Here is a 24,380-nt window from a genome sequence, read left to right as displayed (position 1 = left end):
TTTGCCATGCAGCGCGCTGATTCCAACACGACTGGCAATGCGGCCGCCGACGGTCCCGCCGTCGTCCTGAGCGCGACAGGCATTTCCAAGCGATTTGGCGGCATCACCGCGTTGTCCGACGGGAAGCTGGATCTCAGGCCCGGCGAGGTGCATGCGCTGATGGGCGAGAACGGCGCCGGCAAGTCGACGCTGATGAAAATCCTCTCGGGCGTCTATACCGACTACGAAGGCGCCGTGGCGATCGACGGCCAGACCGTTTATTTCACCGGTGTCCGCGACGCCGAGGACGCAGGCATCGCCATCATCCACCAGGAGCTCAACCTCGTCCCTGAACTCAGCGTCGCCGACAACATCTTCCTCGGCCGCGAAAAGCTGATCGCCGGGCTGGTCGTCGACCGCAAGGCGAGCAGCCGCACGGCCAGCGCGCTGCTGCAGCGGCTGGGCATCGAGCTCGATCCGGAAGCGCGGGTCGGCGCGCTCAGGGTGGGCGAGCAGCAACTGGTGGAGATCGCCAAGGCGCTGTCGAAGTCGGCGCGCATCCTGATCATGGACGAGCCGACCTCGGCGCTGTCGCCGGCCGAGTGCCAGAGACTGTTCCGCATCATCGGCCAGCTCGCGACAAGCGGCGTTGCGATCGTCTACATCTCGCATCGCATCGACGAGGTCATGCATCTGGCAAGCCGGGTGACGGTGCTGCGCGACGGGCGCCATGTGCTGACGCAGGACATGGCGGGACTGAGCGAAGACGCCATCATCTCCGCCATGGTCGGGCGCGATCTTCTGGCTTCCTCCGGCCACGAACGCGGCTCCGGCGGCAAGGCGGTGCTCTCGGTCAGGGGCCTGTCGCTTTCGAAGCCCGACCGGCATGGCTGGCGCACGGCGATCGACGGCGTCGGCTTCGACCTCTGCGCCGGCGAGATCCTCGGCATCGGCGGGCTGCTGGGTTCCGGCCGTACCGAAATCCTGGAAGCGATCTTCGGCTCCAGCGGTGGCCGGACCGGCGGCGAAATCCAGCTGGACGGCGCGCCGGTCGAGATCGGCTCGCCGCGCGAGGCCCGCCGGCTTGGCATCGCCCTGGTGACCGAGGACCGCAAGACGCAAGGCCTGCATCTCAAGGCCTCGATCACCGACAACGTCGCCTTGCCGCTGGTCGGCGCATTGGCGCGCTTCGGGCTGCGCTCGCGGGCGGGCGAGCAGGGCCTGGCCCGCGAGGCGGTGAGCGCGCTCGGCATACGCTGCGAAAGCATCGAGCAGGCCGCCGGCACATTGTCGGGCGGCAACCAGCAGAAGGTGGTGATCGGCAAGTGGCTGGCGACGCAGCCGCGCGTGCTTCTGCTCGACGAGCCGACGCGCGGCATCGATGTCGGCGCCAAGCGCGAAATCTACGACCTCATCTTCAAGCTGGCCGGCGATGGGCTGGCGATCGCCGTGATCAGCTCCGAACTGCCCGAGCTTTTGCATCTGGCCGACCGCATCCTGGTCATGGCGGAGGGCCGCCAGCGCGGAATCCTGTCCCGAGCGGAAGCCAGCGAGGAGGCGATCATGCGGCTTGCCGCGCCACGAAGGACCGCGAGACCTGCCGCATGAGCCTCATCAGCCTTCTCTCCCGCACCAAGCTTTACTGGGGGCTGATCGCCATCTTCCTGATCGGCGTGTTCGGTTCGCCGATCAGCTCCAAGGGCAACAACATCTTTTTGTCTTACGGCAACCTGCTCGACGTGCTGCGCCAGGTGTCGACCACCGGCCTGATCGCCACCGGCATGACGGCGGTGATCCTGACCGGCGGCATCGATCTTTCCGTCGGCTCGCTGATGGCGATCTGCTCGGTGGTCTGCGCCATGCTGCTGACCGTGCCGGGCATCACGCCGTCGGCCGCGCTCGGCGTGCCGACAACCGCGCTGGTGGCTCTCTGCCTCGGCGCGCTTCTCACCCGCTTCATCCTGCTCAACGTCGAGAAGTCCCGCGCCGGGGCGGGCGCCAGCCGCGAGCTGCGGCTGGACAGGGTGCGCGGGCTGGTCATTCCGGGCGTGGTCGGCGTGATCCTTTGCTGCCTTTCGCTGTGGTACCTGCTGCCGCAGGTCGAGACCAAGTTCGGCGTGCTCGGCGTGCTGCTGGTGGCGCCTTGCGTCGGCCTTCTGTTCGGCACCATCAACGGCTTCATCATCGTCGCCGGGCGGCTGCAGCCCTTCATCGTCACGCTGGCGATGATGGTGACGGCGCTCGGCGTCGCCAGGCTGACCGCCGGCCAGAACAATGCAGTGCTGCCGGTCTATACCGGCTCCAACGCCACCGCCGAATTCGAGATCCTGCGCTCGCTGGTGTTCGGCGTCGTGCCGATGCCCGGCCTGTTCTTCCTCGGCGCGATCGTGATCTACGGCGCGGTGCTGCGCTTCACGCCCTTCGGCCGCTACGTCTACGCCATCGGCGGCAATGAGGAGGCGGCGCGGCTTTCGGGCATCGCCGCGGGGCGCGTCAAGATCGCCACCTATGCGGTCTCCGGCCTGCTCGCCGGCATCGCGGCGGTGCTTTACGTGGCGCAATACCGGCAAGGCAAGCCGGACGCCGGCGCCGGGCTGGAGCTCGACGCCATCGCCGCAGTGGTCATCGGCGGCACCAGCCTGATGGGCGGGCGCGGCAGCCTGATCGGCACTTTCTGCGGCGTGCTGATCTTCGGGCTGCTGTCCAACATCCTGCAACTGCACAACATCAATTCGAACCTTCAGCTGGTGCTCAAGGGGGCGATCATCATCGGCACCGTGCTCGTGCAGGAGCGCAACGCCGGCGACCTTCTCAGCTATCTGCGCCTGCCCAACGGACGGGCGGCGCAAAAGGAAACGGCCGCGGCCAAGCGGCCGTCACAGGAGACCTCGTCTCTATAATCCGGAGGAAACAGGACCATGAAACGACGTGACATGCTGAAGCTTGCGACTTTCGCAGCCGCACTTCTGACGACGACAGCGCTCTTTTCCAGCAACCATGCCTTTGCCGATGGCAAGAAGTGGAAGATCGGCTTCTCGCAGGTGACCACCATCGAACCCTGGCGCGCCCAGTTCAACAAGGACATCATCGCCGAGGCCGCCAAGCATCCCGAAGTTGAGCTGATCATCACCGACGGCGAGGACAAGACCGAAAAGCAGGTCGCCGATGTCGAGAACCTGATCCGCCAGGAGGTCGACGCGCTGCTGGTGTCGCCGAAGGAATCGGCCGGTCTCACCGGCGTGGTGCAGCAGGCGATCGACGCCAAGATCCCGGTCTTCGTGCTCGACCGCAATGTCGACACCAAGGACTACACGCAGTTCGTCGGCGGCGACAACGCGCTGATCGGCCGGGCTGCGGGCGAATATGCCGTCGAGCTCCTGGGCGGCAAGGGCAAGGCCGCCGGCAACGTTGTCGAGATCTGGGGCGGCATGGGCACACAGCCGGCGCATGACCGCCATGACGGCTTCCATGAATTCACCGACAAGGAGCCGGGCATCAAATACCTGCTCGACCAGCAATCGGGCGACTGGAAGCAGGACCAGGCCTACAACATCATGGCCAACGCGCTGAAGACCAACGAGAAGATCGATCTCGTCTACGGCCACAACGATCCGATGGCCTATGGCGCCTATCTCGCGGCCAAGGACGTCGGGCGCGAAAAGGACATCAAGTTCATCGGCATCGACGGCCTGCCCAACGAAGGCGTGCAGATGGTGAACAAGGGCGAGCTGACGGCGACCTTCACCTATGTCACGCCGGGCGCCGAGGGCCTGCGCCAGGCGATCAAGTTCCTGAACGGCGAGAAGGTCGAGAAGACCATCACGCTGCCGACGGAAAGGATCACCAAGGAGAACGCGGCCAAGATCCTCAAGGACAACGGGCTCTAAGCTGAGGATACCCTGCCGGGCCACGCGCCCGGCAGGGCTTTGCCCAAGCGCCGGGCGCTCCTCAAGTCCCGTCGCCAAGTGCCAAAACCATGGCGGCGACGCGGATTTCCGGCCCTTTCGCGACCGAAAGTCACGCCCGACAGGGCGAGCCTTGCCCTTCCCGCAAGGCAACTTTGCGCGTCGTCGACGGCGCCTGTCCCAAAAAAGCAATCTGGAACAACGCGATAGCGCGATAGCGCGCCGATCCCGCCGCCAGGCGCCGCGTGTCGCTTTCCGGCCCGCGCCGAGACGACGGACACCTTGCGCAGAATGCTTGCGCCTTGTGTCGCCTGTTCTTATATACGCGCCAGCCGTCCGGCTCCGAAAAGCGGGGACCGCGATGGGATTTCTTGTGAACAGGGGCTTTCGTCGGAACGCCTTTTGAAGGGTCCTGAGAGCCTGCTTAGAGGAGAGACTAGAACAATGGCAAAAGTTATCGGTATCGATCTCGGCACTACCAATTCCTGTATCGCCATCATGGATGGCAAGGACCCCAAGGTGATCGAGAACGCTGAAGGCGCGCGCACGACGCCTTCGATCGTCGCCATCTCGAATGACGGCGAACGTCTCGTCGGCCAGCCGGCCAAGCGCCAGGCGGTCACCAACCCGGAAAACACCATCTTCGCGGTCAAGCGCCTGATCGGCCGCCGCTATGACGACCCGGTGACGGAGAAGGACAAGAAGCTTGTCCCTTACAAGATCGTCAAGGGCGACAATGGCGACGCCTGGGTCGAGGCCGGCGGCAAGAAGCAGTCGCCCAGCCAGATCTCGGCCATGATCCTGCAGAAGATGAAGGAGACGGCGGAAGCCTATCTCGGCGAAAAGGTCGAGAAGGCGGTCATCACGGTTCCGGCCTATTTCAACGACGCCCAGCGCCAGGCGACCAAGGACGCCGGCAAGATCGCCGGCCTGGAAGTGCTGCGCATCATCAACGAACCGACCGCGGCGGCCCTTGCCTACGGCCTGGAAAAGAAGGACGGCAAGACCATCGCCGTCTATGACCTTGGCGGCGGCACCTTCGACATCTCGGTGCTCGAGATCGGCGACGGCGTCTTCGAGGTGAAGTCGACCAATGGCGACACCTTCCTCGGCGGCGAGGACTTCGACATGCGCCTGGTCGAGTATCTGGCGGCCGAGTTCAAGAAGGAACAGGGCATCGACCTTAAGAACGACAAGCTTGCCCTGCAGCGCCTCAAGGAAGCGGCAGAGAAGGCCAAGATCGAGCTGTCGTCGACGACGCAGACCGAGATCAACCTGCCCTTCATCACCGCCGACGCCACCGGGCCGAAGCACCTGACGATGAAGCTGACCCGCGCCAAGTTCGAGACGCTGGTCGACGACCTTGTCCAGCGCACGATCGAGCCCTGCAAGGCGGCGCTCAAGGATGCCGGCCTGAAGGCGGCTGAGATCGACGAGGTGGTGCTGGTCGGCGGCATGACCCGCATGCCCAAGATCCAGGAGATCGTGAAGCAGTTCTTCGGCAAGGAGCCGCATAAGGGCGTCAACCCGGATGAGGTCGTCGCACTTGGCGCCGCCATCCAGGCCGGCGTGCTGCAGGGCGACGTCAAGGACGTGCTGCTGCTCGACGTGACGCCGCTGTCGCTGGGCATCGAGACGCTGGGTGGCGTGTTCACCCGACTGATCGAGCGCAACACGACGATCCCGACCAAGAAGAGCCAGACCTTCTCGACCGCCGAGGATTCGCAGTCGGCGGTGACGATCCGCGTCTTCCAGGGCGAGCGCGAAATGGCGGCCGACAACAAGATGCTCGGCCAGTTCGACCTGGTCGGCATTCCGCCGGCCCCGCGCGGCGTGCCGCAGATCGAGGTCACCTTCGACATCGACGCCAACGGCATCGTCAACGTCTCGGCCAAGGACAAGGGCACCGGCAAGGAGCACCAGATCCGCATCCAGGCTTCGGGCGGTCTGTCCGATGCCGACATCGAGAAGATGGTGAAGGACGCCGAGGCCAATGCCGACGCGGACAAGAAGCGCCGAGCCCTCGTCGAGGCCCGCAACCAGGCGGAAGCGCTGGTGCATTCGTCCGAGAAGTCGCTCAAGGACTATGGTGACAAGGTCTCGGAAGCTGACCGCACCGCGATCTCCGACGCGATCGCCGCGCTGAAGACCGCTGCGGAGGGCGACGACCCGGCTGACATCGAGGCCAAGTCGCAGTCGCTCGCCGAAGCTTCGATGAAGCTCGGCCAGGCCATGTACGAAGCCTCGCAGAAGGAAGCGGCCGAAGCTGACGCCAAGGCGGATGCCGCCAAGGATTCGGACGTGGTCGACGCCGACTTCGAGGAAATCGACGAAGACGACGACAAGAAGAAGTCGGCTTGAGCCGGCTGACGGCGAATAAGTGCAAAAGCCCGGCGCGAAGCCGGGCTTTTTTGCAACCTTGCCTGAAAAAGTGACGGAAAAACCCGGAGCGAGCCCGGCTTGGTACTAGCATCCGGGAAACATCGCTCCTAAATCCAAGACCATGCCGGCAAACGTCGCCAACAATGCTTGAAGACATTGAGCATCCGGACAGCGGGAAAAAATGAAAGCTGATTTCTACGAAACGCTGGGCGTGCAAAAAGGCGCCGACGAGAAGGAACTCAAGAGCGCTTTCCGCAAGCTCGCCATGCAGTTCCATCCCGACCGCAATCCCGGCGACGGTGCCTGCGAGCACAAGTTCAAGGAAATCAACGAAGCCTACGAGACGCTGAAGGACCCGCAGAAACGCGCCGCCTATGACCGTTTCGGCCACGCCGCCTTCGAGCAAGGCGGTATGAACGGCGCTGCGCACGGCTTTGGCGCCGGCGGCTTCGCCGACATCTTCGAGGACATTTTCGGCGACATGATGGGCGGCCGGCAACGCCGTTCTTCCGGCGGCCGCGAACGCGGCGCCGACCTGCGCTACAACATGGAAATCACGCTGGAAGAAGCCTTTTCCGGCAAGACGGCGCAGATCCGCGTCCCGGCTTCGATCTCCTGCTCGGAATGCTCCGGCAGCGGCGCCAAGCCCGGCACGCAGCCGGTGACCTGCTCGATGTGCCATGGCCACGGCAAGGTGCGCGCCACGCAAGGCTTCTTCTCGATCGAACGCACTTGCCCGCAATGCCAGGGTCGCGGCCAGACGATCAAGGATCCTTGCCCGAAATGCGCCGGACAAGGCCGGGTCACCGAGGAGCGCTCGCTGTCGGTCAACATCCCGGCCGGCATCGAGGACGGCACCCGCATCCGGTTGGCCAATGAGGGCGAGGCCGGCCTGCGCGGCGGACCTTCCGGCGACCTCTACATCTTCCTGGCGGTCAAGCCGCACGAATTCTTCCAGCGCGACGGCGCCGATCTCTATTGCAAGGTGCCGATCTCGATGACGACGGCGGCGCTTGGCGGCTCCTTCGAGGTCACCACGCTCGATGGCACCCAGACCAAGGTCAAGGTGACGGAAGGCACGCAGAACGGCCGCCAGTTCCGGCTCAAGGGCAAGGGCATGCCGGTGCTGCGCCAGCCCAATGTCGGCGACCTCTACATCCAGACGGCGGTCGAGACGCCGCAGAACCTGACGCGCCGCCAGCGCGAATTGCTGGAGGAGTTCGAGCAGCTCTCCTCGAAGGACAATTCGCCCCAGTCGAGCGGCTTTTTCGCGCGCATGAAGGACTTTTTCGAGTCGTTCGGCGAGAGCTGATCACTACGGCCCCGCGTTTCGGTGCGGACGGTTCCCAAGCGTCATCAACATCTTATGCCAGCTTGACGCCTTGCCTTGTCCCACCCACCTGCTAAGTAGCGGATCGGGGGCTGAGCATTGAGGAGAGCTCGCATGGCACGTAGTCCCGGGTTGCGCAAAGCGCTGGCCGAAAAATTCGACGACGAGCTGAAGTTCTTCAAAGGCTGGATCGACAAGCCGAAAACGGTCGGCTCGATCGTTCCCACCAGTTCCATCACCGCCCGCAAGATGGCCTCGATCGTCAATCCGAGATCGGGCCTGCCTGTGCTCGAGGTCGGGCCGGGCACCGGCGTCATCACCCGAGCCATCCTCGCCCAGGGCGTGAAGCCGGAAAACCTCTACGCGGTCGAATATTCGACCGACTTCGTGCGCCATCTGCGCCGACTCTATCCCGGCGTCAACGTGATCGAGGGCGATGCCTTCAATCTCAACGCCACGCTCGGCGACAAGCGCGACATGGTGTTCGATTCGGTTGTCTCCGGCGTGCCGCTGCTCAACTTCCCGGTCGCCCAGCGCATCGCCTATATCGAAAGCCTGCTCGACCGCATTCCCGCCGGCAGGCCGATCGTGCAGCTGACCTACGGCCCGCTGTCGCCGATCCCGCCCGGCCGCGGCGACTACACGGTCAAGCATTTCGATTTCATCATCCGCAACATCCCGCCGACGCAGCTGTGGATCTATCGGCGCGAGGCGCATTAGGGATAAGGGAATAGGGGAGTAGGGCAGTATGGGAATAGGGAATGAACGGTTCAGCTTCCGCGATATCCCTACTGCCTTACTCCCTTACTCCCCTATTCCCTTAGCGAAGCGAGCCGATGGCATTGATCCCAAGAATCCTCGTCTTCGCCGGCTCCGTCCGGACCGGCGCCTATAGCGGACGGACCGCCGATGTGGCGCAGAAGGAACTCGCCATGCAGGGCGCGGAGGTGACGCGCATCTCGCTCGGCGACTATGCGCTGCCGATCATGGACGAGGACCTGGAAAAGGAAAAAGGCATCCCCGAGAACGCGGTCAAGCTCGGCCGCCAGATCGCGGCGCATGACGGGCTGCTGATCGCGACGCCCGAATATAATGGCTCGATCCCGCCATTGCTCAAGAACTCGATCGACTGGGTGAGCCGAATGCGGCGCGACGGCAGCCGCGCGTTCAGGCCGCTTGCCGGCAAGCCGGTCGGGCTCTGCTCGTCCTCGGAGGGCAAATTCGCCGGCATACGCTGCATCAACCATCTGCGCGCGGTGCTGGTGCGCTGCCAGATGGAGGTGATCACGCCGGAATGCTCGGTCGCCGAGGCCGACACGGCGTTCGCCGAGGACGGACAATTCAGGGACGCCAGACTACACCAATCGATGGAGCGCCTATGCCGCACACTGATCGAAACCTCGCGCATGCTGTCCACCCGGATCGAGGCGTGATCAATTTCGCGGAGGCCGACACGATGCGCGACCGGCTGATCGTCGGGCTCGACCTGCCGACGCTCAAGGAGGCCGAGAAGGCGGTGCGCGAGCTCGAGGGCGCAGTCTCCTTCTACAAGATCGGCTACCAGCTCGCCTTCGCCGGCGGGCTCGATTTCGCGCGGGAACTCGCCAGCGGCGGCACGAAAGTGTTCCTCGACATGAAGCTGCTCGACATCGACAACACGGTGGCCAAGGGTGTCGAGAACATCGTCAAGATGGGCATGACGATGCTGACGCTGCATGCCTATCCCAAAACCATGAGAGCGGCGGTCGAGGCGGCCAGGGGCAGCGAGCTCTGCCTGCTCGGGGTGACGGTGCTGACTTCGATGGATGAGCAGGACGTGATCGACGCCGGCTATGAATACGACCCGCACACGCTGGTGCTCAGGCGCTCCGAACAGGCGCTGCATGCCGGCATGGGCGGCATTGTCTGCTCGGCTGAAGAAGCCGAGGCGGTGCGCCGGATCGTCGGACCCGACATGGCGGTGGTGACGCCGGGCATCCGACCGTCGGGCAGCGACCATGGCGATCAGAAGCGCGTGGTGACGCCGGCGCAGGCGATCCGCAATGGCTCCAGCCACCTTGTCGTCGGCCGGCCGATCGTCGCGGCGCCGGACCGCCGCGCCGCGGCCGAGGCGATACTCGCCGAAATGCAATCCGCCTGAGGACCCGTCCTCGGTCGCGAAAAAACAAACAGGAGAAAAAGAATGCCGAAGGGATATTGGATCGCGCGTGTCGATGTGCGCGACGCCGAGGGCTACAAGGACTATGTCGCCGCCGCGAAGCCGGCTTTCGAGCGCTTCGGCGGGAAGTTCCTGGCGCGCGGCGGCGAGCATGAAAAGGCCGAGGGACCTGGACGCGCCCGCAACGTGATCATCGAGTTCGAATCGCTTGCGGCGGCGCATGAGTGCTACCACTCGCCAGAATATCAGCGCGCCGTCGCCATCCGCCAGAAAGTGGCCGACGGCGAGATCGTCCTGGTCGAGGGGGTTTAGTTCGTCGCGGGCGTCCACCTTGTCGTCATCCACGGGCGGAGCAAGGAGCGTAGCGACGCGGCGCAGACCCGAGGATCCATGCCGTGACTTCAGCGCGCCGCTACGGTCCAGAATTCTGCACCGCTGCACTCCACGGCCGAGGTAACGGCATGGATTCCAGGGTCTGCGCTGCGTCGCTTCGCTCCTTGCTCCGCCCTGGAATGACGAAGCCGTTAGGCCTTAGCCAATCATGAATGTCACAACGACAGCCTGTTGGCCGCCGTCTGCGCCATCGCGTCGGCGAGTTCCATGCCCCACTGCCTCCGGCAATAATCGCGGAAATCGAAGCAAGGCAGGCCCGGACAGACTTCGAACTCGATGAGGTGCGCGGTGTCGTCGGCCTCGACCCTGAAATCGACGGAAAAGACATCTTTCAGGCCGAGACCGCTTATCAGTTTCTGCGCGATGGCGCGGATTTTCCGATCAGCCTCCGGCTGACTGGCGCCCACGGCCTCAAGCTCCGGCTCGACATAAGTCCCTGCATCCTTCGCGGCCTGGCCGGTCTCGCCATAGAGCGCCATGCTATCGGCCATTGTCTGAAAATCGCCGCCGGAATCGACGAAGACGATGCCGAGCGCATCGGTGCCGGTTTCGTGCTTGAGCCCAAGGAAGCTCGCCCGCACGTTGCGGCCGGCGACATAGGGCTGGACGACGACATCGTCGCGATAATGGGAAAAGACGCGCCGGCTAAGCTCCAGCGCATGGCCGAGATCGCTGATGCGCGAATCCGGCCAGATGCCGATCTTGGCGCCGAGCCGGTTGGGCTTGACGAACCAGCCTTTGGGCGAGGCCGGCGGCTCGACGAGCCATTCGCCATTGCGGGCAAGGCCGGCTTGCGGCGCCGGAAGACCGAGCGCGCCAAGCACGGCGCCGCAGCGGAGCTTGTCCTGGCAGAGCGCGAAAAGGGAATCGTCGGCGCCGATGGTGCGCAAGCCATTCAGCCGCGCCATTGCGGGTGCCGCCCCGCCGCGGAAATAGGCGATGCCGTCGGTCAGCGTCCAGACCAGCGTCGTCTCGGGATTGGCTTTCGCCAGAACCGGCGCCGCATCGTCGAGCTCGACAGGCTTGAAAGCGAGGCCGCACTTCTCGCAAGCTGCCGCGAGGAGGTTGAATTCCGGCTTAAGGTCGGTCGACTGCGCCAGGTAGGACGAAATCTCGATGGCGCGCTCTGTCGGGTAGCCCTGTGCGACCAGCCGGTCGAAACAGGGCTTTTCCGGTTCGTAGACAAGGATCAGCGTCGGCTGCGGCATCGAAAGCTCCGGGCGAAATCAGGCGTACCATCGCATGGCTGCTGCAATCGGCTTGCGGGAAACCGACCGGGCCGGGCGGTTGCGCGACAGTAAGCCGGCCGCCGCCTCTCTTGTTTGATGCAATTCCGGCCGGAACGCTCTAATTCCCCAGCACGGGTTTGACCGCCGGCTATGTTTGCCTTGGGGGCGGCATGCCTTGGAGATTAGCCGAAACGCCCATCACGATCGTCATCCACGGGCGGAGCAAGGAGCGAAGCGACGCGCGCAGACCCGAGGATCCATTCCGTTACGTCGAAGCACCGCTCACGGTGCAGAATTCTGTTCCGTTGTGCCATTCGGCCGAGGTCACGGAATGGATTCCAGGGTCTGCGCGCGTCGCTTCGCTCCTTGCTCCGCCCTGGAATGACGAGGTTGAGAGGCTTCGGCCAATCTCCAGCGTTTGCGCTGATTTCATGGAATGATCGGTGAAAGCCTTGCCCCTCGACAAACGGCGATCTTTCAAAATCTCTCTATCGAAGAATTAATGCATGTCGCCCAGAAGTGCGCAGCGGTTCCTGGGACAACGACATGCATCAAAACAAAGACTTAAAGCGCGTCGCCTGAAGCCGTTTCGGCGCGACGCGCTTTAAGCGATCAGAACGCGCGGCTCGAAACGGCCTTTGACCGGGATATCGAGCAGGAAGGTCATGCCGGCCTGCGGATCAAGAGCGCGCTGCTTCTCGTCCTTGCCTTTCCAGGCCGAGGTCACCGCCAGGCGGTCGGCTTTCTGGCCGACAAAGGCCGGGCAGGAAGCCTGCGTCACCGGCATGGCGATCTCGCGCAGCAGCGTGCCGTCCGGCGCATAGGCCTTCACCGCCCTGCCGCCCCAGACGGCATTCCACAGCACGCCGTCGCGGTCGACGACCGAACCGTCGACATAGCCTTTCGAGGAGCGATGATCGACGAACACTTTCGCTTCGCCTGCCGGCAAACCGGTCGCCGGATCGCAGGCCACACGCATCAGAAGCCCGGTCGCGGTGTCGGTGTAGTAGGCGATCTTGCCGTCTTCCGAGAAGCATATCGAGTTCGAGACGGTGATGCCCGAAAACAGCCGGCGCAATTCGCCCTTGAAGAACCAGTAGATCGAGCCGGCGCCCTTCTCCTCGTCCTTGCCCATCGTGCCCGTCCACAAGGCGCCGCAGGGATGGACGCGGGAATCGTTGGAGCGCGTCAGCGGGTTGTCGGCCTCGATCGGCGTGTGCAGCGTCAGCCTGCCGGTCTTGACGTCACGTACCTGAAGGCCGATCTCGGTTGCGATGAGCTGGCTATCGGCGTCGATGACCGCGATTGCGCTCGCCATGACGCCCAGGTCATGAACTTTCAGCGCGCCGGCGAGCGGCTTTTCCAGGAGCTTGCCGTTGACGATGTCGAACCAGAACAGCGTATCGGTGGCGGGATCGTAGCTCGGGCCTTCGCCAAGCTCGCAGATATGGTCGGAAAAAACCGAAACGCCGTCCATCACGCCACTCCGAAAGCTTCATCCCAGGCGGCGACCGCGGCGCGGGCGCGCTGCGCCACGTCCTCGACCGTCGCGCCGGGCTTGTAGAGGCTCGAGCCAAGCCCGAAGACGCTGACGCCGACCGCCTTGTAGCCGGCAAAATCCTTGTCGGAAACGCCGCCGACGGCACCGACCAGAGTCGCCGCCGGCAGCACCGCGCGGATCGCCGCGATGCCGCTCGATCCAAGCACGCTGGCCGGGAAGAATTTCAGCGCCGAGGCCCCTAACCGGATCGCCTGGAAGGCCTCGGTGGGCGTGAACACGCCCGGCATCGTCACCATGCCGTGGTGCATGGCGCGACCCATGACCTCGACATCGATGTTGGGGCTGACCAGCAATTTGCCGCCGGCCTTGTGCAGGGCATCGACATCGGCGGCGGTCAGCACCGTCCCAGCGCCGACCAGCGCGGTTTGCGGAAGCGCCTTGACCAGATCGGCGATAGAGACGAACGGCTCCGGCGAATTGAGCGGCACCTCGATGGCCTCGATGCCGGCGTCATAAACCGCCCTGCCGATCGCCATGGCCTCGGACGGCTTGAGGCCGCGCAGGATGGCGACAAGGCCGCGTTTCAATTTCGGGAAGGGTGCGGTCTGGCTCATGAAGCGCCTCCAGTCATGCCGTTCTCGCGCGCGGCCTCGACGAGACCGGCGCGCACCGCTTCATCGGCGTCGACAGTGCGAAAAGCAAGGCCGGCAAAGCCGAGCGCCGCGCCATAAAGCGTCGCCAGCGCGCCGGAGGCGATCAAAGCAACCGGCGCGTCGCTCGCGCCGTAGCGGCGCCTTGCCGAGGCGATCTCGCCGCCGATCAGAAGGCCGGACAGGCATGCCGCCGCATCGGCGGGCTGCAGATCCTGCAAGAGCCCGGCGGCGCGGATGGCAAACAGTTTCGAGGTGACGTCGCCGCCTTCGCCGAGCGCCCGTTCGCACCATTGGCGGAAGAACGGACTGTCCGCGGCGACCGGAGCGGGATGCTCGCCCAGCGAATGTTTCAGGATCGAGTGCGTGGCTAAAACCGAAAACAATTCGCCGGTCGGCCAGGTGCCAAAACCTTCGACCGCGCCGTCCGCGACCGCGACCCATTTGGAATGCGTGCCGGGCATGCAGACGAGATGGCGTCCCTTTGCCGGCAAACCGGCGCCGGCAAGCTGGGTTTCCTCGCCGCGCATGACATCCGGCGCCTCGGTCAGGCGCTGCGCGAGGCCGGGCACGATGCGGATGTCGCGGCTCGCACCGTCGACGCGGGCAGCGCCGCGCAAAATGGCGCCGATCGGCGCCGGCACGGTGACGTAAGGCGCCTCGATCCAGCCCTGGCGGGAACCAGCCATGCCGCAGATGATGACCGGCAGCGTTTTCGGCGCGCCCATGGCGGCAAGATGGCCTTCCAGCACCTTGGCAAAACCTTTTTCGCGCGCGGTGATCAGCCCGTCGTCGCCGCGCCGCTCTGCAAGCACCTTGCCCGAGCCGTCGAGCAGCCATGCCCTGAGCCTGGTCGTGCCCCAGTCGAGCGCGGCAACCGCGGGCGCCGGGCTCACAGGAAACCTCCATCGACGATCAGCATCTGCGCGGTGAGCATGCGCGAGGCGTCCGACGCCAGGAACAGCACCGTGCCCACCATGTCGTCGGGCTGCATGACGTCCTTGATGCATTGCTTGGCGACATGGGCGGCAAGCCCTTGATCCGTGACCCAGAGCTCGCGCTGCCGCTCGGTGATGACCCAGCCCGGCGCCACCGCGTTGACGCGGATGCGGTCGGCGCCCAGCTTGCCGGCGAGGCCCTTGGTGAGACCGAGTATGCCCGCCTTGGCAGCGGTGTAGGCAGGCATATCGGGGTGGTTGATCAGATAGGAGGTGGAGGTGAAGTTGATGATCGAGCCGCCGCCGGCGCGCTTCATGCCGGGCGCCACGGCCTGCGCGGTGAAGAAATGCGGCCGCAGGTTGATGGCGAGGTTGTTGTCCCAGAACTCGACCGTGACGTCCTCGACCGCGTGGCGGTCATCGAGCGCGGCGTTGTTGACGAGCGTCGTCACGTCGCCATGCGCCTCGGCCGCCCTGGCCGCGGCGGCGCGCAGCGCCTCGATGTCGCGCAAATCGGCCTTGAGATAGAGCGGGCGGCGGCCAAGCTCCTTCTCCAGCCGGTCGGCAAGGGCGGTGCTTGGCTTGTCGGCGATGTCGATGAAGGCGACCCTGGCGCCCTGTCGCATGAAACCTTCGGTCAGCGCCGCGCCGATGCCGGAGCCACCGCCGGTGATCAGCACCGAGGCGCCGTCGAGGTCGGCGAAACGCGCCGATGGCATCATGATCTGTTTCTCCCGTTTGGCCGGCGCGCATCCTAGCCAGACAGGTCGAGGGGGCAAGGGCGAAAAGCCGGATTCCCTCGCTTATGTCTGACAAAATGATCGACGCGTCGCCACGATAGCGGCCGCCGGTCTTCCGAACCGTCGAAAAGCTCCAGAGCGTTTTCTCCGTTTCACGGAAACAGCGAAATGCTATTTTGGCGCAAGATTTTCCGTTCATTTCCGTGAAATCAGCGCAAACGCCGGGGATTGGTTGAAGCCGCCCCAAGCTCGTCATTCTATGGCGGAGCAAGGAGCGATGCGACGCGGCGCAGACCATAGAATCCATGCCGTGACTTGGAAGCGTTGCTGCGGTGCAGAATTCTGCTCCGCTGCGCTCTTCGGCGAAGGTAACGACATGGATTCTAGGGTCTCCGCGACGGAGCTTCGCTCCTGCTCCGCCCTAGAATGACGATCGCGATGGGGCGTTTCGGCCAATCTCCAACGCATGCTACCTGCCCAAGCAAAAAGAGCCGACCGGTCAAAATCCCTGTGCTGGGGAACTAAAGCGCGTCGCGATCTTTCAGATTCGCTCCCCTGCGCTTTAGGTTTTTGATTCTACGCATGTCTTTGTCCCGAAACCGGTTCCCACTTTCGGGGGACATGCTTTAGTCAGATCGCCTTGGCGTGCAGCGCACCACGATAGGAATCGCGCAGATAGCCGAGCGTAGCGTCGGCGTCGGCCGGCTTGCCGAACAGATAGCCCTGCCCGCCGGCGCAGCCGAACTGGACGAGGCGATCGGCCTGCGCCTCGTCCTCGATGCCTTCGGCGACGACATCCATGCCGAGCCCTTCGCACATGGCGAGGATGGCGCGGATGATGTGCTCGGAGGGCCGGTCGTCGAGGATGGAGGAGACGAAGGCGCGGTCGATCTTCAGCTTGTCGAAATGGAACTCGCGCAGGCGGCCGAGCGACGACTGGCCGGTGCCGAAATCGTCGAGCGAGACGCGGATGCCGACGCGGCGCAGATCCTCGACGATCTTCTCGGCCGAGGCCGGATCGTTCATCAGGCCGGTCTCGGTGATCTCGATCTCCAGCCGGCGCGGATCGAAGCCGGTGCGGTCGAGGATGGCCAGGATATGCAGGCCGGTGTTCTGGTCGACGAGCTGCGAGGGCGACAGGTTGAAGGACAAGAACAGTTCCTTCGGCCAGCTACGCGCCGCCTCGGTCGCCTTGCGCAGCACCAGCTGCGACAGCGGGCCGATGATGCCGCGTTCCTCGGCGATCGGGATGAAGACGGATGGCGGCACGACGCCGAGGTCGCGATCGGTCCAGCGCGCCAGGGTCTCGAAGCCGATGGTGCGGCGGCTGTTCAAGTCGACGATCGGCTGGAAATGCGGCTCGACCTCGCCGGCCGAGACGGCGCGGCGCAGCGCCTGCTCGATGCGGGTGACGCGCTTGGCCGCCTCCTCCATCTCGCGGGTATAGACGACGACGCGGCCGCGGCCCGAGCGCTTGGCGTGATAGAGCGCGGTCTCGGCCTTGTTGACGAGTATCTCGGTGGTCTCGTCGCCGGAATAGAACAGCGAGCAGCCGACCGAGGCCGAAAGCCTCGCGGTGCGCTCGCCGACATCATAGGGCGCCGACAGTATCTCGATCAGCATGCGCGACTTCTCGGCCGCCTGCTCCTCCGAGAACACCATCGGGTAGAGATAGGCGAATTCGTCGGCGCCGATACGGCAGACGGTGGAATAGCCATCCATCGAGGCGCGCAGCCGCATCGCCACCTGGATCAGGATGTCGTCACCGGCCTTGTGGCCGAACAGGTCGTTGATCGGCTTGAAGCCGTCGAGGTCGAGGATGCCGACGGTGAAGGGCGCGGGATCGTCGGCGCGGTCGCTTATCAGGCGATCGACCTTGTCGAAGAAGCGACGATGGTTGCCGAGCCCGGTCAACGAATCCGTGAAGGCCAGATCCGTGTTTTCCTTGCCTGGCTGACCGGTGCCAAACGTCGTTTGCATCATGCCTCTGTTCTGATGTCGGTATTTTCGGCCAGACTGGCAGCAAAGCGTTTAGGAAACGTATCGGAAAATCGATTTTCCATCGTCTGGGAGTTGCTTGGCTCGCCGGCGGCTGTTCAGCTTAACGGCAAGAGAGGGCAACCCAGCCCAAATATTCGTTTATGCGTAATTTCTAATGGAAATATCGAACGGTCTTTTCCCGAGATATAGCTTCCGTTCAAGCAGTTGCAGATGAAAGGCCGTTTCGAGCTTTCGGGAATTGCCTAGCCGGCTTGCCTGACACGATAGAGTTCGATCGGGCCGCCCTTCTCGCCGACCGGCTCGAGCCAGTCCGGCACGGAGCCGCGCAGCAGGCCGGCGAGGAAGCCTTGCGGAGCCTTCCGGGTCAGGATCAGGGTCTCGACATTGCCGGGGCAGACGGCGACGACGCCGACGCGATGTGCCTCGACGATTGCCCGCGCATCATCGGCCGAGCCGAGAAAGGCGTCCAGCGCCAGGAGATTGCCGGCGACATTGCGGTGGTAGGGGCCGGCGAAGGCGCGATGGCCGCTATAGGCGAGGACCGGCGCCCCGAGATTGGAGATCGTCAGCACGGTGGTGTCGGCCATGGCGCCGAGCGGCGCGAAGGTGACCTTCTTCTCGCAGGTCTTGTCTACAGCGCCGCCCTCGGCGACGGCCTTGCCTTTTTCCAACGCCACCGAGGCGGCCGCGGCGACGCCCGTCCAGACCGGATTGATCGAGACCAGCCAGACGGCCGCAAGGCGCAGCGCCACGCCGAGCGAGGAACTGGTTTCGGCCCGCGCCCGCCATTTGGCGATCCAGGCCGACAGCGGAACGACCGCAAAGGCGATCGAGAAGGTGGTGCCGCGCACCTGCCAGGCGCCGACCGCGAAAGCGACGGCGAGCAGTGCCGTGACGAGGCTGTCCTGCCGCCGCCAGCCGCCGCGGCGGAAACGCAGCGCCATCAGGATGATCGCGACCAGCGGCGTGGCGTAACGCGCCGCCACGCGCGCCGGATCGCGGACAAGCAGCGTGAACAGCGACTGGGCCTCGTCGATATGGTCGAGCCACAGTTCCTTGAGGCGCGGATCGAGGGAGGCGTAGGGGGCTGAGAGGCATTGCGGGAACAGAACCGCCACGACCACGCCGAGGGCGACGCCCAGCGCCGCAAGCGACACCAACCTGCGCCGCAAGCTGCCGGCGGCGGGCTCGACGGAGGCGATTGCCGCCAGCCCCGCGCCGGCAATGGCCGCGACGACGAACTGCGCGACCGAGAAGGCATCGCACTGTGCCACGCCCCACGCGGACGGCGAGACGGTGGTGACGAAGACAAGTGCCGCAACGCCGGCGAAGCCGAGACCGAAATCCCGGGCGATCGCCCGCTCGCCGTTTGGATCGGCGACGAACAGCAGCGCCACGCAAAGGCCGATGGTGGCGACGTAGGGCGCGGTTTCCATGCCGACGGCGAGCGTCAGCGCGGCGCAGAGGCCGGACCATAGCGCGGCCCAGTGCCGCGCGGGCGCTTCGAGCAGCAAAGCGAGGCTTGCCATGGTGAGCATCAGCTGGACGTTGTGGTGATCGAGCGCGCCGGGGTCGTAGATGCCGATGAAATAATAGCCGGCCGCGCCGATCAGGATGGCGGGCAGCACCGCGCCACCGCCGCCGAAGCTGCGCGCGGCGCGGGCGGTGAAGAACAAGGTCGACCAAAGCAGCAGCGCCGGCCACAGCACCTGCGCCACGTCCTCGCCGAGCGGCCTGCTGCCGGTGAGCGCCGAGGCGGCAAGCGCGATGGCGGCGATCGGCGCATCCACCAGCCTCGACCAGTGCATGACGAAACCACCTTCCAGCCCCATCCGGTACTGGTGCAGGTCGAACCAGCCCTGGCCTCCCAGCAGGTCGCGGACCTCGACGAGGCGCAGCAGGTTGTCGTTGTCGCCGCCCGCATCGGTCAGTTGGCCAAAGCCGGCCCATGCATTGAAGGCGAAGCCGAGCAGGGCGGCCAGCAGCGCCAGCACCAGATCGGACTTCCAGGTGGCGGCGCCGTTCTCGGCTGTGCCCATTGCCATGGCCTTTGAAGGGAGAGGATCGGGTTTAAACCTAGCCTTAACGGCTTCAATAAATAGTAAAACGGCTCGAAGGGGCCGGCACAAAGGCGGCCGGAGGCTGATCGAGCGTCCGGAGACAGACATGCCGCATGCAGTCCGCCACGAGCCGGTCATCGCCGTGCTCCTGCCTTGCTACAACGAGGAGCTGACGATCGGCGATGTCGTGCGGCGCTTCCGCGAGACGCTGCCTTCGGCCGCGATCTACGTCTACGACAACAATTCCAAGGACCTCACGGCGCTGAAAGCCCGCGCCGCCGGCGCCACCGTCGTGCGCGAGCCGCGCCAGGGCAAGGGCAATGTGGTGCGGCGCATGTTCGCCGACATCGACGCGGACATCTATGTGATGGCCGACGGCGACGGCACCTACGCGCCGGAGGATGCGCCGCAGCTGATCAACGTGCTGCAGACCGAGCGCTGCGACATGGTGGTGGGCACCAGGCGCGGCGTGACCGACGATGCCGGCCGCAACGGCCACGCCTTCGGCAACCGCGTCTTCAACCGCCTCTACAAGGGCCTGTTCGGGACCGACTTCACCGATATCTTCTCCGGCTACCGGGTGTTTTCACGCCGCTTCGTCAAGAGCTTCCCCGCCGTTTCCGGCGGCTTCGAGATCGAGACCGAGATGTCGGTGCACGCCTCGCAGCTCAAGCTGCCGGTAAGCGAGATGGCGCTCGATTACGGCCGCCGCCCGGAAGGCTCGTCGTCGAAGCTGTCGACCTTCCGCGACGGCGCCAGGATCCTGTGGATGTTCGCCATGCTGGTGAAGGAGACGCAGCCGCTGCGCTTCTTCGGCACGTTCGCGCTGTTCTTCCTGGCGGCGAGCATCGGCCTGATGATCCCCGTGCTGGTCGAATTCGCGGAGACGGGACTGGTGCCGCGCATGCCGACCTGGGTGCTGTCGATCGGCATGCTGCTGCTGGCCATGCTCTCGATGATGACCGGCCTCATCCTCGATTCGGTATCGCGCGGCCGGGCCGAGCAGAAGCGCATCTTCTACCTGTCGATTTCCTCCGGCCGGGCCGAGCGCGGGATATCCGGGCAGGCCGCGCCGAAGAGCGAGCCGGGCAAGGCCCCAAGGGCGGCCTAGAGCATGATCCCGAAAAGTGGGAACCGGTTTTCGGAGAAAGATCATGCTCCAACAAAGAGTTAGATCCGTGAGGGCGATTCAACGAAACGCCATCACGATCTAGTGGGCGGCATAGTGGGCCGCCTCCTCCGCTTCGCCCTTACCGGCGGCATCGGCTTCGTCGCCGACGCGGCGGCGCTCTGGCTGCTGCTTGCCGCGACGCCGCTCGGCCCGCTTTCGGCGCGCGTGCTGTCGATCGGCTTCGCGCTCTGCGTCACATGGCAGATCAACCGCCATATGACCTTCTCGCCGTCGAGCCGGGGCATCGCGCAGGAAGGCGCGCGCTATGGCGGCGTCGGCATCGCCACCGGCATCGTCAACTACCTGGTCTATTGCGCGCTGCTCTTGGCAATGCCGGCGCTGCCGCCGCTGGCGGCGCTCGCCTTTGCCTCGATCGTCGCGATGGCGCTGTCCTTCCTCGGATATTCCAGGCTGGTCTTCGACCGCTAAGCGTCTGCACCAAGCGAGCACGATTGGCAGACGCCGCCGATTTCCTTATATCGGCGGCAGAGCACGCCGGAGAGAAAAAATGCCGCTGAAGATCGCCGTCCAGATGGACCATGTCTCCACCGTGTCGATCGCCGGCGACACGAGCTTCGCGCTGTCGCTTGAGGCGCAGCGGCGCGGCCACAAGCTTTTCCACTATACGCCCGACCGGCTGTCGCTGCGGGACGGCAAGGTTTTCGCGCGCATCGAGGAGATGCAGGTGCGCGACGAGAAGGGCAACCACTATTCGCTGGGCGAAAAAGTACGCACCGACCTCTCCGCGATGGACGTGGTGCTGCTGAGGCAAGACCCGCCCTTCGACATGAACTATATCACCACCACGCACATACTGGAGCGCATCCATCCGAAGACGCTGGTGGTCAACGACCCGGCCTGGGTGCGCAACAGCCCGGAAAAGATCTTCGTCACCGAATTCCCGGACCTGATGCCGGAAACGCTGATCACCAAGGATCCGCTGGAAGTTGCGGCCTTCCGCAAGGAATTCGGCGACATCATCGTCAAGCCGCTCTACGGCAATGGCGGCGCCGGCATCTTCCATCTGCACGAGGCCGACCGAAACCTCGCCTCGCTGCTCGAAATGTTCGGCCAGCTGTTCCGCGAGCCCTATATCGTGCAGCGCTACCTCAAGGACGTGCGCAAGGGCGACAAGCGCATCATCCTGATCGACGGCGAGCCGGTTGGCGCCATCAACCGTGTGCCGGCCGAGCACGATTCCCGCTCCAACATGCATGTCGGCGGCCGCGCCGAGAAGACCGAGCTGACGGAGCGCGAGCGCGAGATCTGCGCCCGCATCGGGCCTTCTCTGAAAGAACGCGGCTTCATCCTGGTCGGCATCGACGTGATCGGCGACTACATGACCGAGATCAACGTGACCTCGCCGACCGGCGTGCGCGAAGTGCAGCGCTTCGGCGGCGCGGATATCGCTGCCCTGTTCTGGGATTGCGTGGAGGGGAAGCGGGGGTAGTTCTCGCCACGACGCAGGCGGCGCTCCAAGCATCGGGCTTGTCAATGCCGCCGGAGAATAACGAGGCGCGCAGTTGCTCGCGTTCTCGTAATGTTCTTGCCCAAGGCGAAAATCTGTGGTTGTCTAGCCTGATTTCGCTCGCGGCCTGATCGCAGGATCACGCGAGCCGATATCGGGGGCTTGAGACAAATGGTGGCGCGGGTTCGCACGGTCGCTTTCCAGGGCATCGAGGCCGTTCCGGTCGATGTCCAGGTGATGGTCGGGCCGGGCAAGGTCGGCATGCAGATCGTCGGCCTGCCGGACAAGGCGGTGGCCGAGAGCCGCGAGCGGGTGCAGGCGGCGCTGCACGCATCGGGTCTGTCGATGCCGTCGAAGAAGGTGACGGTGAACCTCGCGCCGGCCGATCTTCCCAAGGAAGGCAGCCATTACGACCTGCCGATCGCGCTCGGCCTGATGGCGGCGCTGGGCGCCATACCCGGCGACATGCTGGCCGGCTATGTGGTGCTGGGCGAATTGTCGCTCGACGGCACCATCGCAGGCGTTGCCGGCGCGCTGCCGGCGGCGATCGGCGCCAATGCCGAAGGCAAGGGCCTGATCTGTCCCTTCGCCTGCGGACCGGAGGCGGCCTGGGCCGGCAAGGATTTCGACATATTGGCGCCGCGCAGCCTGATCGCCGTCGCCAACCATTTTCGCGGCACGCAGGTGCTGTCGCGGCCCGAGGCCGGCATAAAGCTCGCCGCGCGCGACCTGCCTGACCTCGCCGACATCAAGGGCCAGGAAAGCGCCAAGCGGGCGGTCGAAGTGGCGGCGGCCGGCGGCCACAACCTTCTGATGGTCGGGCCGCCCGGCTCGGGCAAATCGATGCTGGCGCAGCGCCTGCCCTCGATACTGCCGCCGCTGGCGCCGAAGGAGCTGCTCGAAGTGTCGATGATCGCCTCCGTCGCCGGCGAGCTTGGCGAGGGCAAGCTGACCGACCGGCGGCCGTTCCGCGCCCCGCATCACTCCGCCTCGATGGCGGCGATGGTGGGCGGCGGTCTGCGCGCACGTCCAGGCGAGGTCTCGCTCGCCCATCACGGCGTGCTGTTCCTCGACGAGCTGCCGGAGTTCACGCCGCAGACGCTCGATGCGCTGCGCCAGCCGCTGGAAACCGGCGACTGCATGATCGCACGCGCCAACCACCGCGTCACCTACCCGGCGCGCATCCAGCTGGTGGCGGCGATGAATCCGTGCCGCTGCGGCATGTCGGGCGAGCCCGGCTATCGCTGCCTGCGCGGCGAGCGATGCCGTACCGACTACCAGGCGCGCATTTCCGGCCCGCTGCTCGACCGCATCGACCTTCGGATCGAGGTGCCGGCGGTCTCGGCAAGCGACCTGATCCGGCCGGACAAGGCCGAGACGAGTAGCGCGGTTGCGCAGCGCGTGGCGCGAGCGCGCGCCATGCAGCGCGAGCGGCTGGAAAGACTGGGAGCCGGCGCCACCACCAACGCGCATTGCCCGCCTTCGATCATCGAGGAGATCGCCAAGCCCGATAATGCCGGCCTGACGCTGCTCAAGGACGCCAGCGAAAAGCTCGGCTTCTCGGCGCGCGCCTATCACCGCGTGCTGAAGGTGGCGCGCACGCTGGCCGACCTCGACGCCAGCGAGACGGTCGGCCGCATCCATCTCGCCGAGGCGATTTCCTACCGGATGAGCGCCGAGCGGATGGCGCAGGCGGCCTAAAGCAGGTCGCGTGAAAAAGGATTCACGCAACCTGCTTTAAGTCTTTGATCTTAAGCATGTCTTTGTCCCGAAACCGGGACCACTTTCGGGAGACATGCTTTAGACCTATGCGTTTCTAGTCGGGCCGCATCCGCAGCCACGCCAGATCGCCCCGACCGATCCCACGTCAATCGGTCGTGGGGATCAGCTTCTGCAGCGTCGGCGCCAGGATCATGCCGAACGTCAGGACGTCGCCATAGGCCCGCGCGGAAATCATCGCTCCGTGCACGGTCGCCATGAAGGCCTCCGCTTCCACGCGCGGCGCGGCGGCGATCGTCAGTGAGCCTTGCGCGGCGCCGCGCTCGATGACGCCGGTCAGCCAACCCGACAGAAACTGAAAATACGCCCGGACCTCCACGGCAACCTCCGGCGGAAGGGCGGGAAGCTCGCTGGCAAGCAGCGCGCAGACGCAGATCGGCCTGCTCGCGTCCTCGATGCACTGCGCCCAGAAGCCGGCATAGGTTCGCAGCAATTCCGGCGGCTCAGGCACGTTGCGCTCAAGCTCCGTCATGCCCGTCACGGCATCCTCGAGGTAGCGCCGGACCAGGGTTTGCACGAGGTCGACCTTGCTTGGGAAATGGTGGTGGATGCTCGCCTTGCGGATACCGACCACTTCGGCGATATCGGCATAGCTGAACCCGTTGTAGCCGCCGGCGACGATGAAGCTTCGCGCGGCGGCCAGGATGTCATCGGCGGTGTTCGAGGGCTTATCCATGGACATGCCTAGATCGTGAT

The 24,380-nt window shown here is 65.0% G+C and carries 21 protein-coding genes; 13 read left to right on the top strand and 8 right to left on the bottom strand.

Translation table 11 applies throughout. From position 1 onward, the window contains the following. The first annotated feature begins 6 nt into the window (after window positions 1-6). The 9 genes from WDX12_RS09505 to WDX12_RS09465 all read left to right on the top strand — a co-directional run bounded on the left by WDX12_RS09505 (window position 7) and on the right by WDX12_RS09465 (window position 10,066). The gene (locus tag WDX12_RS09505) at window positions 7-1,587 is read left to right on the top strand and encodes a sugar ABC transporter ATP-binding protein (RefSeq protein WP_434724704.1); all 1,581 of its coding nucleotides are present in this window, start codon (window positions 7-9) and stop codon (window positions 1,585-1,587) included. Beyond that, window positions 1,584-2,879, top strand: coding sequence for an ABC transporter permease (locus WDX12_RS09500; RefSeq protein ID WP_434724703.1), 1,296 nt, complete (start codon window positions 1,584-1,586; stop codon window positions 2,877-2,879). Before WDX12_RS09505 ends, WDX12_RS09500 begins: the two co-directional genes overlap by 4 nt. An 18-nt stretch (window positions 2,880-2,897) precedes the next feature. After that, window positions 2,898-3,866: a substrate-binding domain-containing protein gene (locus tag WDX12_RS09495; protein ID WP_320293882.1), complete on the top strand. Its 969-nt coding sequence runs from the start codon at window positions 2,898-2,900 to the stop codon at window positions 3,864-3,866. 462 nt (window positions 3,867-4,328) lie between these two features. After that, window positions 4,329-6,245 carry a molecular chaperone DnaK gene (gene dnaK, locus WDX12_RS09490; RefSeq protein WP_434724702.1) on the top strand — a complete coding sequence of 639 codons (1,917 nt, stop codon included), beginning with the start codon at window positions 4,329-4,331 and terminating at the stop codon, window positions 6,243-6,245. Window positions 6,246-6,447: 202 nt separating this feature from the next. Then, window positions 6,448-7,578 (top strand): molecular chaperone DnaJ, encoded by a 1,131-nt coding sequence (gene dnaJ / locus WDX12_RS09485; protein WP_320293880.1) that lies wholly within the window; start codon window positions 6,448-6,450, stop codon window positions 7,576-7,578. A gap of 132 nt (window positions 7,579-7,710) precedes the next feature. Next, window positions 7,711-8,316, top strand: a complete 606-nt coding sequence (gene pmtA, locus WDX12_RS09480) for a phospholipid N-methyltransferase PmtA (RefSeq protein WP_434724701.1) — start codon at window positions 7,711-7,713, stop codon at window positions 8,314-8,316. Between the two features lie 116 nt (window positions 8,317-8,432). Beyond that, window positions 8,433-9,029 (top strand): NADPH-dependent FMN reductase, encoded by a 597-nt coding sequence (locus tag WDX12_RS09475; protein WP_434724700.1) that lies wholly within the window; start codon window positions 8,433-8,435, stop codon window positions 9,027-9,029. Window positions 9,030-9,052: 23 nt separating this feature from the next. Continuing rightward, a complete protein-coding gene (gene pyrF, locus WDX12_RS09470; RefSeq protein ID WP_434725600.1) occupies window positions 9,053-9,736 on the top strand; it encodes an orotidine-5'-phosphate decarboxylase in 684 nt (227 codons plus the stop codon). 42 nt (window positions 9,737-9,778) lie between these two features. Further along, complete coding sequence (locus tag WDX12_RS09465; RefSeq protein ID WP_320293877.1) at window positions 9,779-10,066, top strand: DUF1330 domain-containing protein; 288 nt, start codon at window positions 9,779-9,781, stop codon at window positions 10,064-10,066. Window positions 10,067-10,302: 236 nt separating this feature from the next. Here the strand turns inward: WDX12_RS09465 and WDX12_RS09460 are convergent, their stop codons facing one another. From WDX12_RS09460 to WDX12_RS09430, 7 genes are all read right to left on the bottom strand, one after another. Further along, a complete protein-coding gene (locus WDX12_RS09460) occupies window positions 10,303-11,355 on the bottom strand; it encodes a D-alanine:D-lactate ligase-like protein (RefSeq protein WP_434724699.1) in 1,053 nt (350 codons plus the stop codon). Window positions 11,356-11,980: 625 nt separating this feature from the next. Beyond that, a complete protein-coding gene (locus WDX12_RS09455; protein WP_434724698.1) occupies window positions 11,981-12,853 on the bottom strand; it encodes an SMP-30/gluconolactonase/LRE family protein in 873 nt (290 codons plus the stop codon). After that, window positions 12,853-13,491: a 2-dehydro-3-deoxy-6-phosphogalactonate aldolase gene (locus WDX12_RS09450; protein WP_434724697.1), complete on the bottom strand. Its 639-nt coding sequence runs from the start codon at window positions 13,489-13,491 to the stop codon at window positions 12,853-12,855. The genes WDX12_RS09455 and WDX12_RS09450 overlap by 1 nt, the downstream gene beginning before the upstream one ends. Beyond that, complete coding sequence (locus tag WDX12_RS09445; protein ID WP_434724696.1) at window positions 13,488-14,423, bottom strand: 2-dehydro-3-deoxygalactonokinase; 936 nt, start codon at window positions 14,421-14,423, stop codon at window positions 13,488-13,490. Before WDX12_RS09445 ends, WDX12_RS09450 begins: the two co-directional genes overlap by 4 nt. After that, the gene (locus WDX12_RS09440; RefSeq protein WP_434724695.1) at window positions 14,420-15,187 is read right to left on the bottom strand and encodes an SDR family NAD(P)-dependent oxidoreductase; all 768 of its coding nucleotides are present in this window, start codon (window positions 15,185-15,187) and stop codon (window positions 14,420-14,422) included. Before WDX12_RS09440 ends, WDX12_RS09445 begins: the two co-directional genes overlap by 4 nt. A 648-nt stretch (window positions 15,188-15,835) precedes the next feature. Continuing rightward, window positions 15,836-17,185 (bottom strand): putative bifunctional diguanylate cyclase/phosphodiesterase, encoded by a 1,350-nt coding sequence (locus tag WDX12_RS09435; protein ID WP_217578399.1) that lies wholly within the window; start codon window positions 17,183-17,185, stop codon window positions 15,836-15,838. 263 nt (window positions 17,186-17,448) lie between these two features. Next, a complete protein-coding gene (locus WDX12_RS09430) occupies window positions 17,449-19,245 on the bottom strand; it encodes a GtrA family protein (RefSeq protein ID WP_434724694.1) in 1,797 nt (598 codons plus the stop codon). Window positions 19,246-19,372: 127 nt separating this feature from the next. On the opposite strand from WDX12_RS09430, the gene WDX12_RS09425 reads away from it, so the two are divergent. The 4 genes from WDX12_RS09425 to WDX12_RS09410 all read left to right on the top strand — a co-directional run bounded on the left by WDX12_RS09425 (window position 19,373) and on the right by WDX12_RS09410 (window position 23,606). Then, entirely contained in the window at window positions 19,373-20,377 is a 1,005-nt protein-coding gene (locus WDX12_RS09425) for a glycosyltransferase (protein WP_434724693.1), read from the top strand. Window positions 20,378-20,491: 114 nt separating this feature from the next. Next, the gene (locus WDX12_RS09420) at window positions 20,492-20,866 is read left to right on the top strand and encodes a GtrA family protein (RefSeq protein WP_434724692.1); all 375 of its coding nucleotides are present in this window, start codon (window positions 20,492-20,494) and stop codon (window positions 20,864-20,866) included. Window positions 20,867-20,945: 79 nt separating this feature from the next. After that, entirely contained in the window at window positions 20,946-21,887 is a 942-nt protein-coding gene (gene gshB, locus WDX12_RS09415) for a glutathione synthase (protein WP_434724691.1), read from the top strand. A 189-nt stretch (window positions 21,888-22,076) separates the two neighbouring features. Continuing rightward, a complete protein-coding gene (locus WDX12_RS09410; protein WP_434724690.1) occupies window positions 22,077-23,606 on the top strand; it encodes a YifB family Mg chelatase-like AAA ATPase in 1,530 nt (509 codons plus the stop codon). A 166-nt stretch (window positions 23,607-23,772) separates the two neighbouring features. Here the strand turns inward: WDX12_RS09410 and WDX12_RS09405 are convergent, their stop codons facing one another. Next, window positions 23,773-24,360 carry a TetR/AcrR family transcriptional regulator gene (locus WDX12_RS09405; RefSeq protein WP_434725599.1) on the bottom strand — a complete coding sequence of 196 codons (588 nt, stop codon included), beginning with the start codon at window positions 24,358-24,360 and terminating at the stop codon, window positions 23,773-23,775. Between the last annotated feature and the right edge of the window lie 20 nt (window positions 24,361-24,380).

Origin of the sequence: Mesorhizobium sp. RIZ17 (assembly GCF_051127865.1) — a bacterium.
Taxonomy (GTDB): Bacteria; Pseudomonadota; Alphaproteobacteria; order Rhizobiales; family Rhizobiaceae; genus Mesorhizobium; species Mesorhizobium humile.
Note: the sequence above shows the minus strand (reverse complement) of the source record. Positions and strands in the feature narration are given on the sequence as shown.

What these genes read in the sequence shown, in the direction of transcription:
- WDX12_RS09505 (WP_434724704.1), top strand. Translation starts at nt 7, where the DNA reads ATGCAGCGCGCTGATTCCAACACGACTGGCAATGCGGCCGCCGACGGT.
- WDX12_RS09500 (WP_434724703.1), top strand. Translation starts at nt 1,584, where the DNA reads ATGAGCCTCATCAGCCTTCTCTCCCGCACCAAGCTTTACTGGGGGCTG.
- WDX12_RS09495 (WP_320293882.1), top strand. Translation starts at nt 2,898, where the DNA reads ATGAAACGACGTGACATGCTGAAGCTTGCGACTTTCGCAGCCGCACTT.
- dnaK (WP_434724702.1), top strand. Translation starts at nt 4,329, where the DNA reads ATGGCAAAAGTTATCGGTATCGATCTCGGCACTACCAATTCCTGTATC.
- dnaJ (WP_320293880.1), top strand. Translation starts at nt 6,448, where the DNA reads ATGAAAGCTGATTTCTACGAAACGCTGGGCGTGCAAAAAGGCGCCGAC.
- pmtA (WP_434724701.1), top strand. Translation starts at nt 7,711, where the DNA reads ATGGCACGTAGTCCCGGGTTGCGCAAAGCGCTGGCCGAAAAATTCGAC.
- WDX12_RS09475 (WP_434724700.1), top strand. Translation starts at nt 8,433, where the DNA reads ATGGCATTGATCCCAAGAATCCTCGTCTTCGCCGGCTCCGTCCGGACC.
- pyrF (WP_434725600.1), top strand. Translation starts at nt 9,053, where the DNA reads ATGCGCGACCGGCTGATCGTCGGGCTCGACCTGCCGACGCTCAAGGAG.
- WDX12_RS09465 (WP_320293877.1), top strand. Translation starts at nt 9,779, where the DNA reads ATGCCGAAGGGATATTGGATCGCGCGTGTCGATGTGCGCGACGCCGAG.
- WDX12_RS09460 (WP_434724699.1), bottom strand. Translation starts at nt 11,355, where the DNA reads ATGCCGCAGCCGACGCTGATCCTTGTCTACGAACCGGAAAAGCCCTGT.
- WDX12_RS09455 (WP_434724698.1), bottom strand. Translation starts at nt 12,853, where the DNA reads ATGGACGGCGTTTCGGTTTTTTCCGACCATATCTGCGAGCTTGGCGAA.
- WDX12_RS09450 (WP_434724697.1), bottom strand. Translation starts at nt 13,491, where the DNA reads ATGAGCCAGACCGCACCCTTCCCGAAATTGAAACGCGGCCTTGTCGCC.
- WDX12_RS09440 (WP_434724695.1), bottom strand. Translation starts at nt 15,187, where the DNA reads ATGATGCCATCGGCGCGTTTCGCCGACCTCGACGGCGCCTCGGTGCTG.
- WDX12_RS09435 (WP_217578399.1), bottom strand. Translation starts at nt 17,185, where the DNA reads ATGCAAACGACGTTTGGCACCGGTCAGCCAGGCAAGGAAAACACGGAT.
- WDX12_RS09430 (WP_434724694.1), bottom strand. Translation starts at nt 19,245, where the DNA reads ATGGGCACAGCCGAGAACGGCGCCGCCACCTGGAAGTCCGATCTGGTG.
- WDX12_RS09425 (WP_434724693.1), top strand. Translation starts at nt 19,373, where the DNA reads ATGCCGCATGCAGTCCGCCACGAGCCGGTCATCGCCGTGCTCCTGCCT.
- gshB (WP_434724691.1), top strand. Translation starts at nt 20,946, where the DNA reads ATGCCGCTGAAGATCGCCGTCCAGATGGACCATGTCTCCACCGTGTCG.
- WDX12_RS09410 (WP_434724690.1), top strand. Translation starts at nt 22,077, where the DNA reads ATGGTGGCGCGGGTTCGCACGGTCGCTTTCCAGGGCATCGAGGCCGTT.
- WDX12_RS09405 (WP_434725599.1), bottom strand. Translation starts at nt 24,360, where the DNA reads ATGGATAAGCCCTCGAACACCGCCGATGACATCCTGGCCGCCGCGCGA.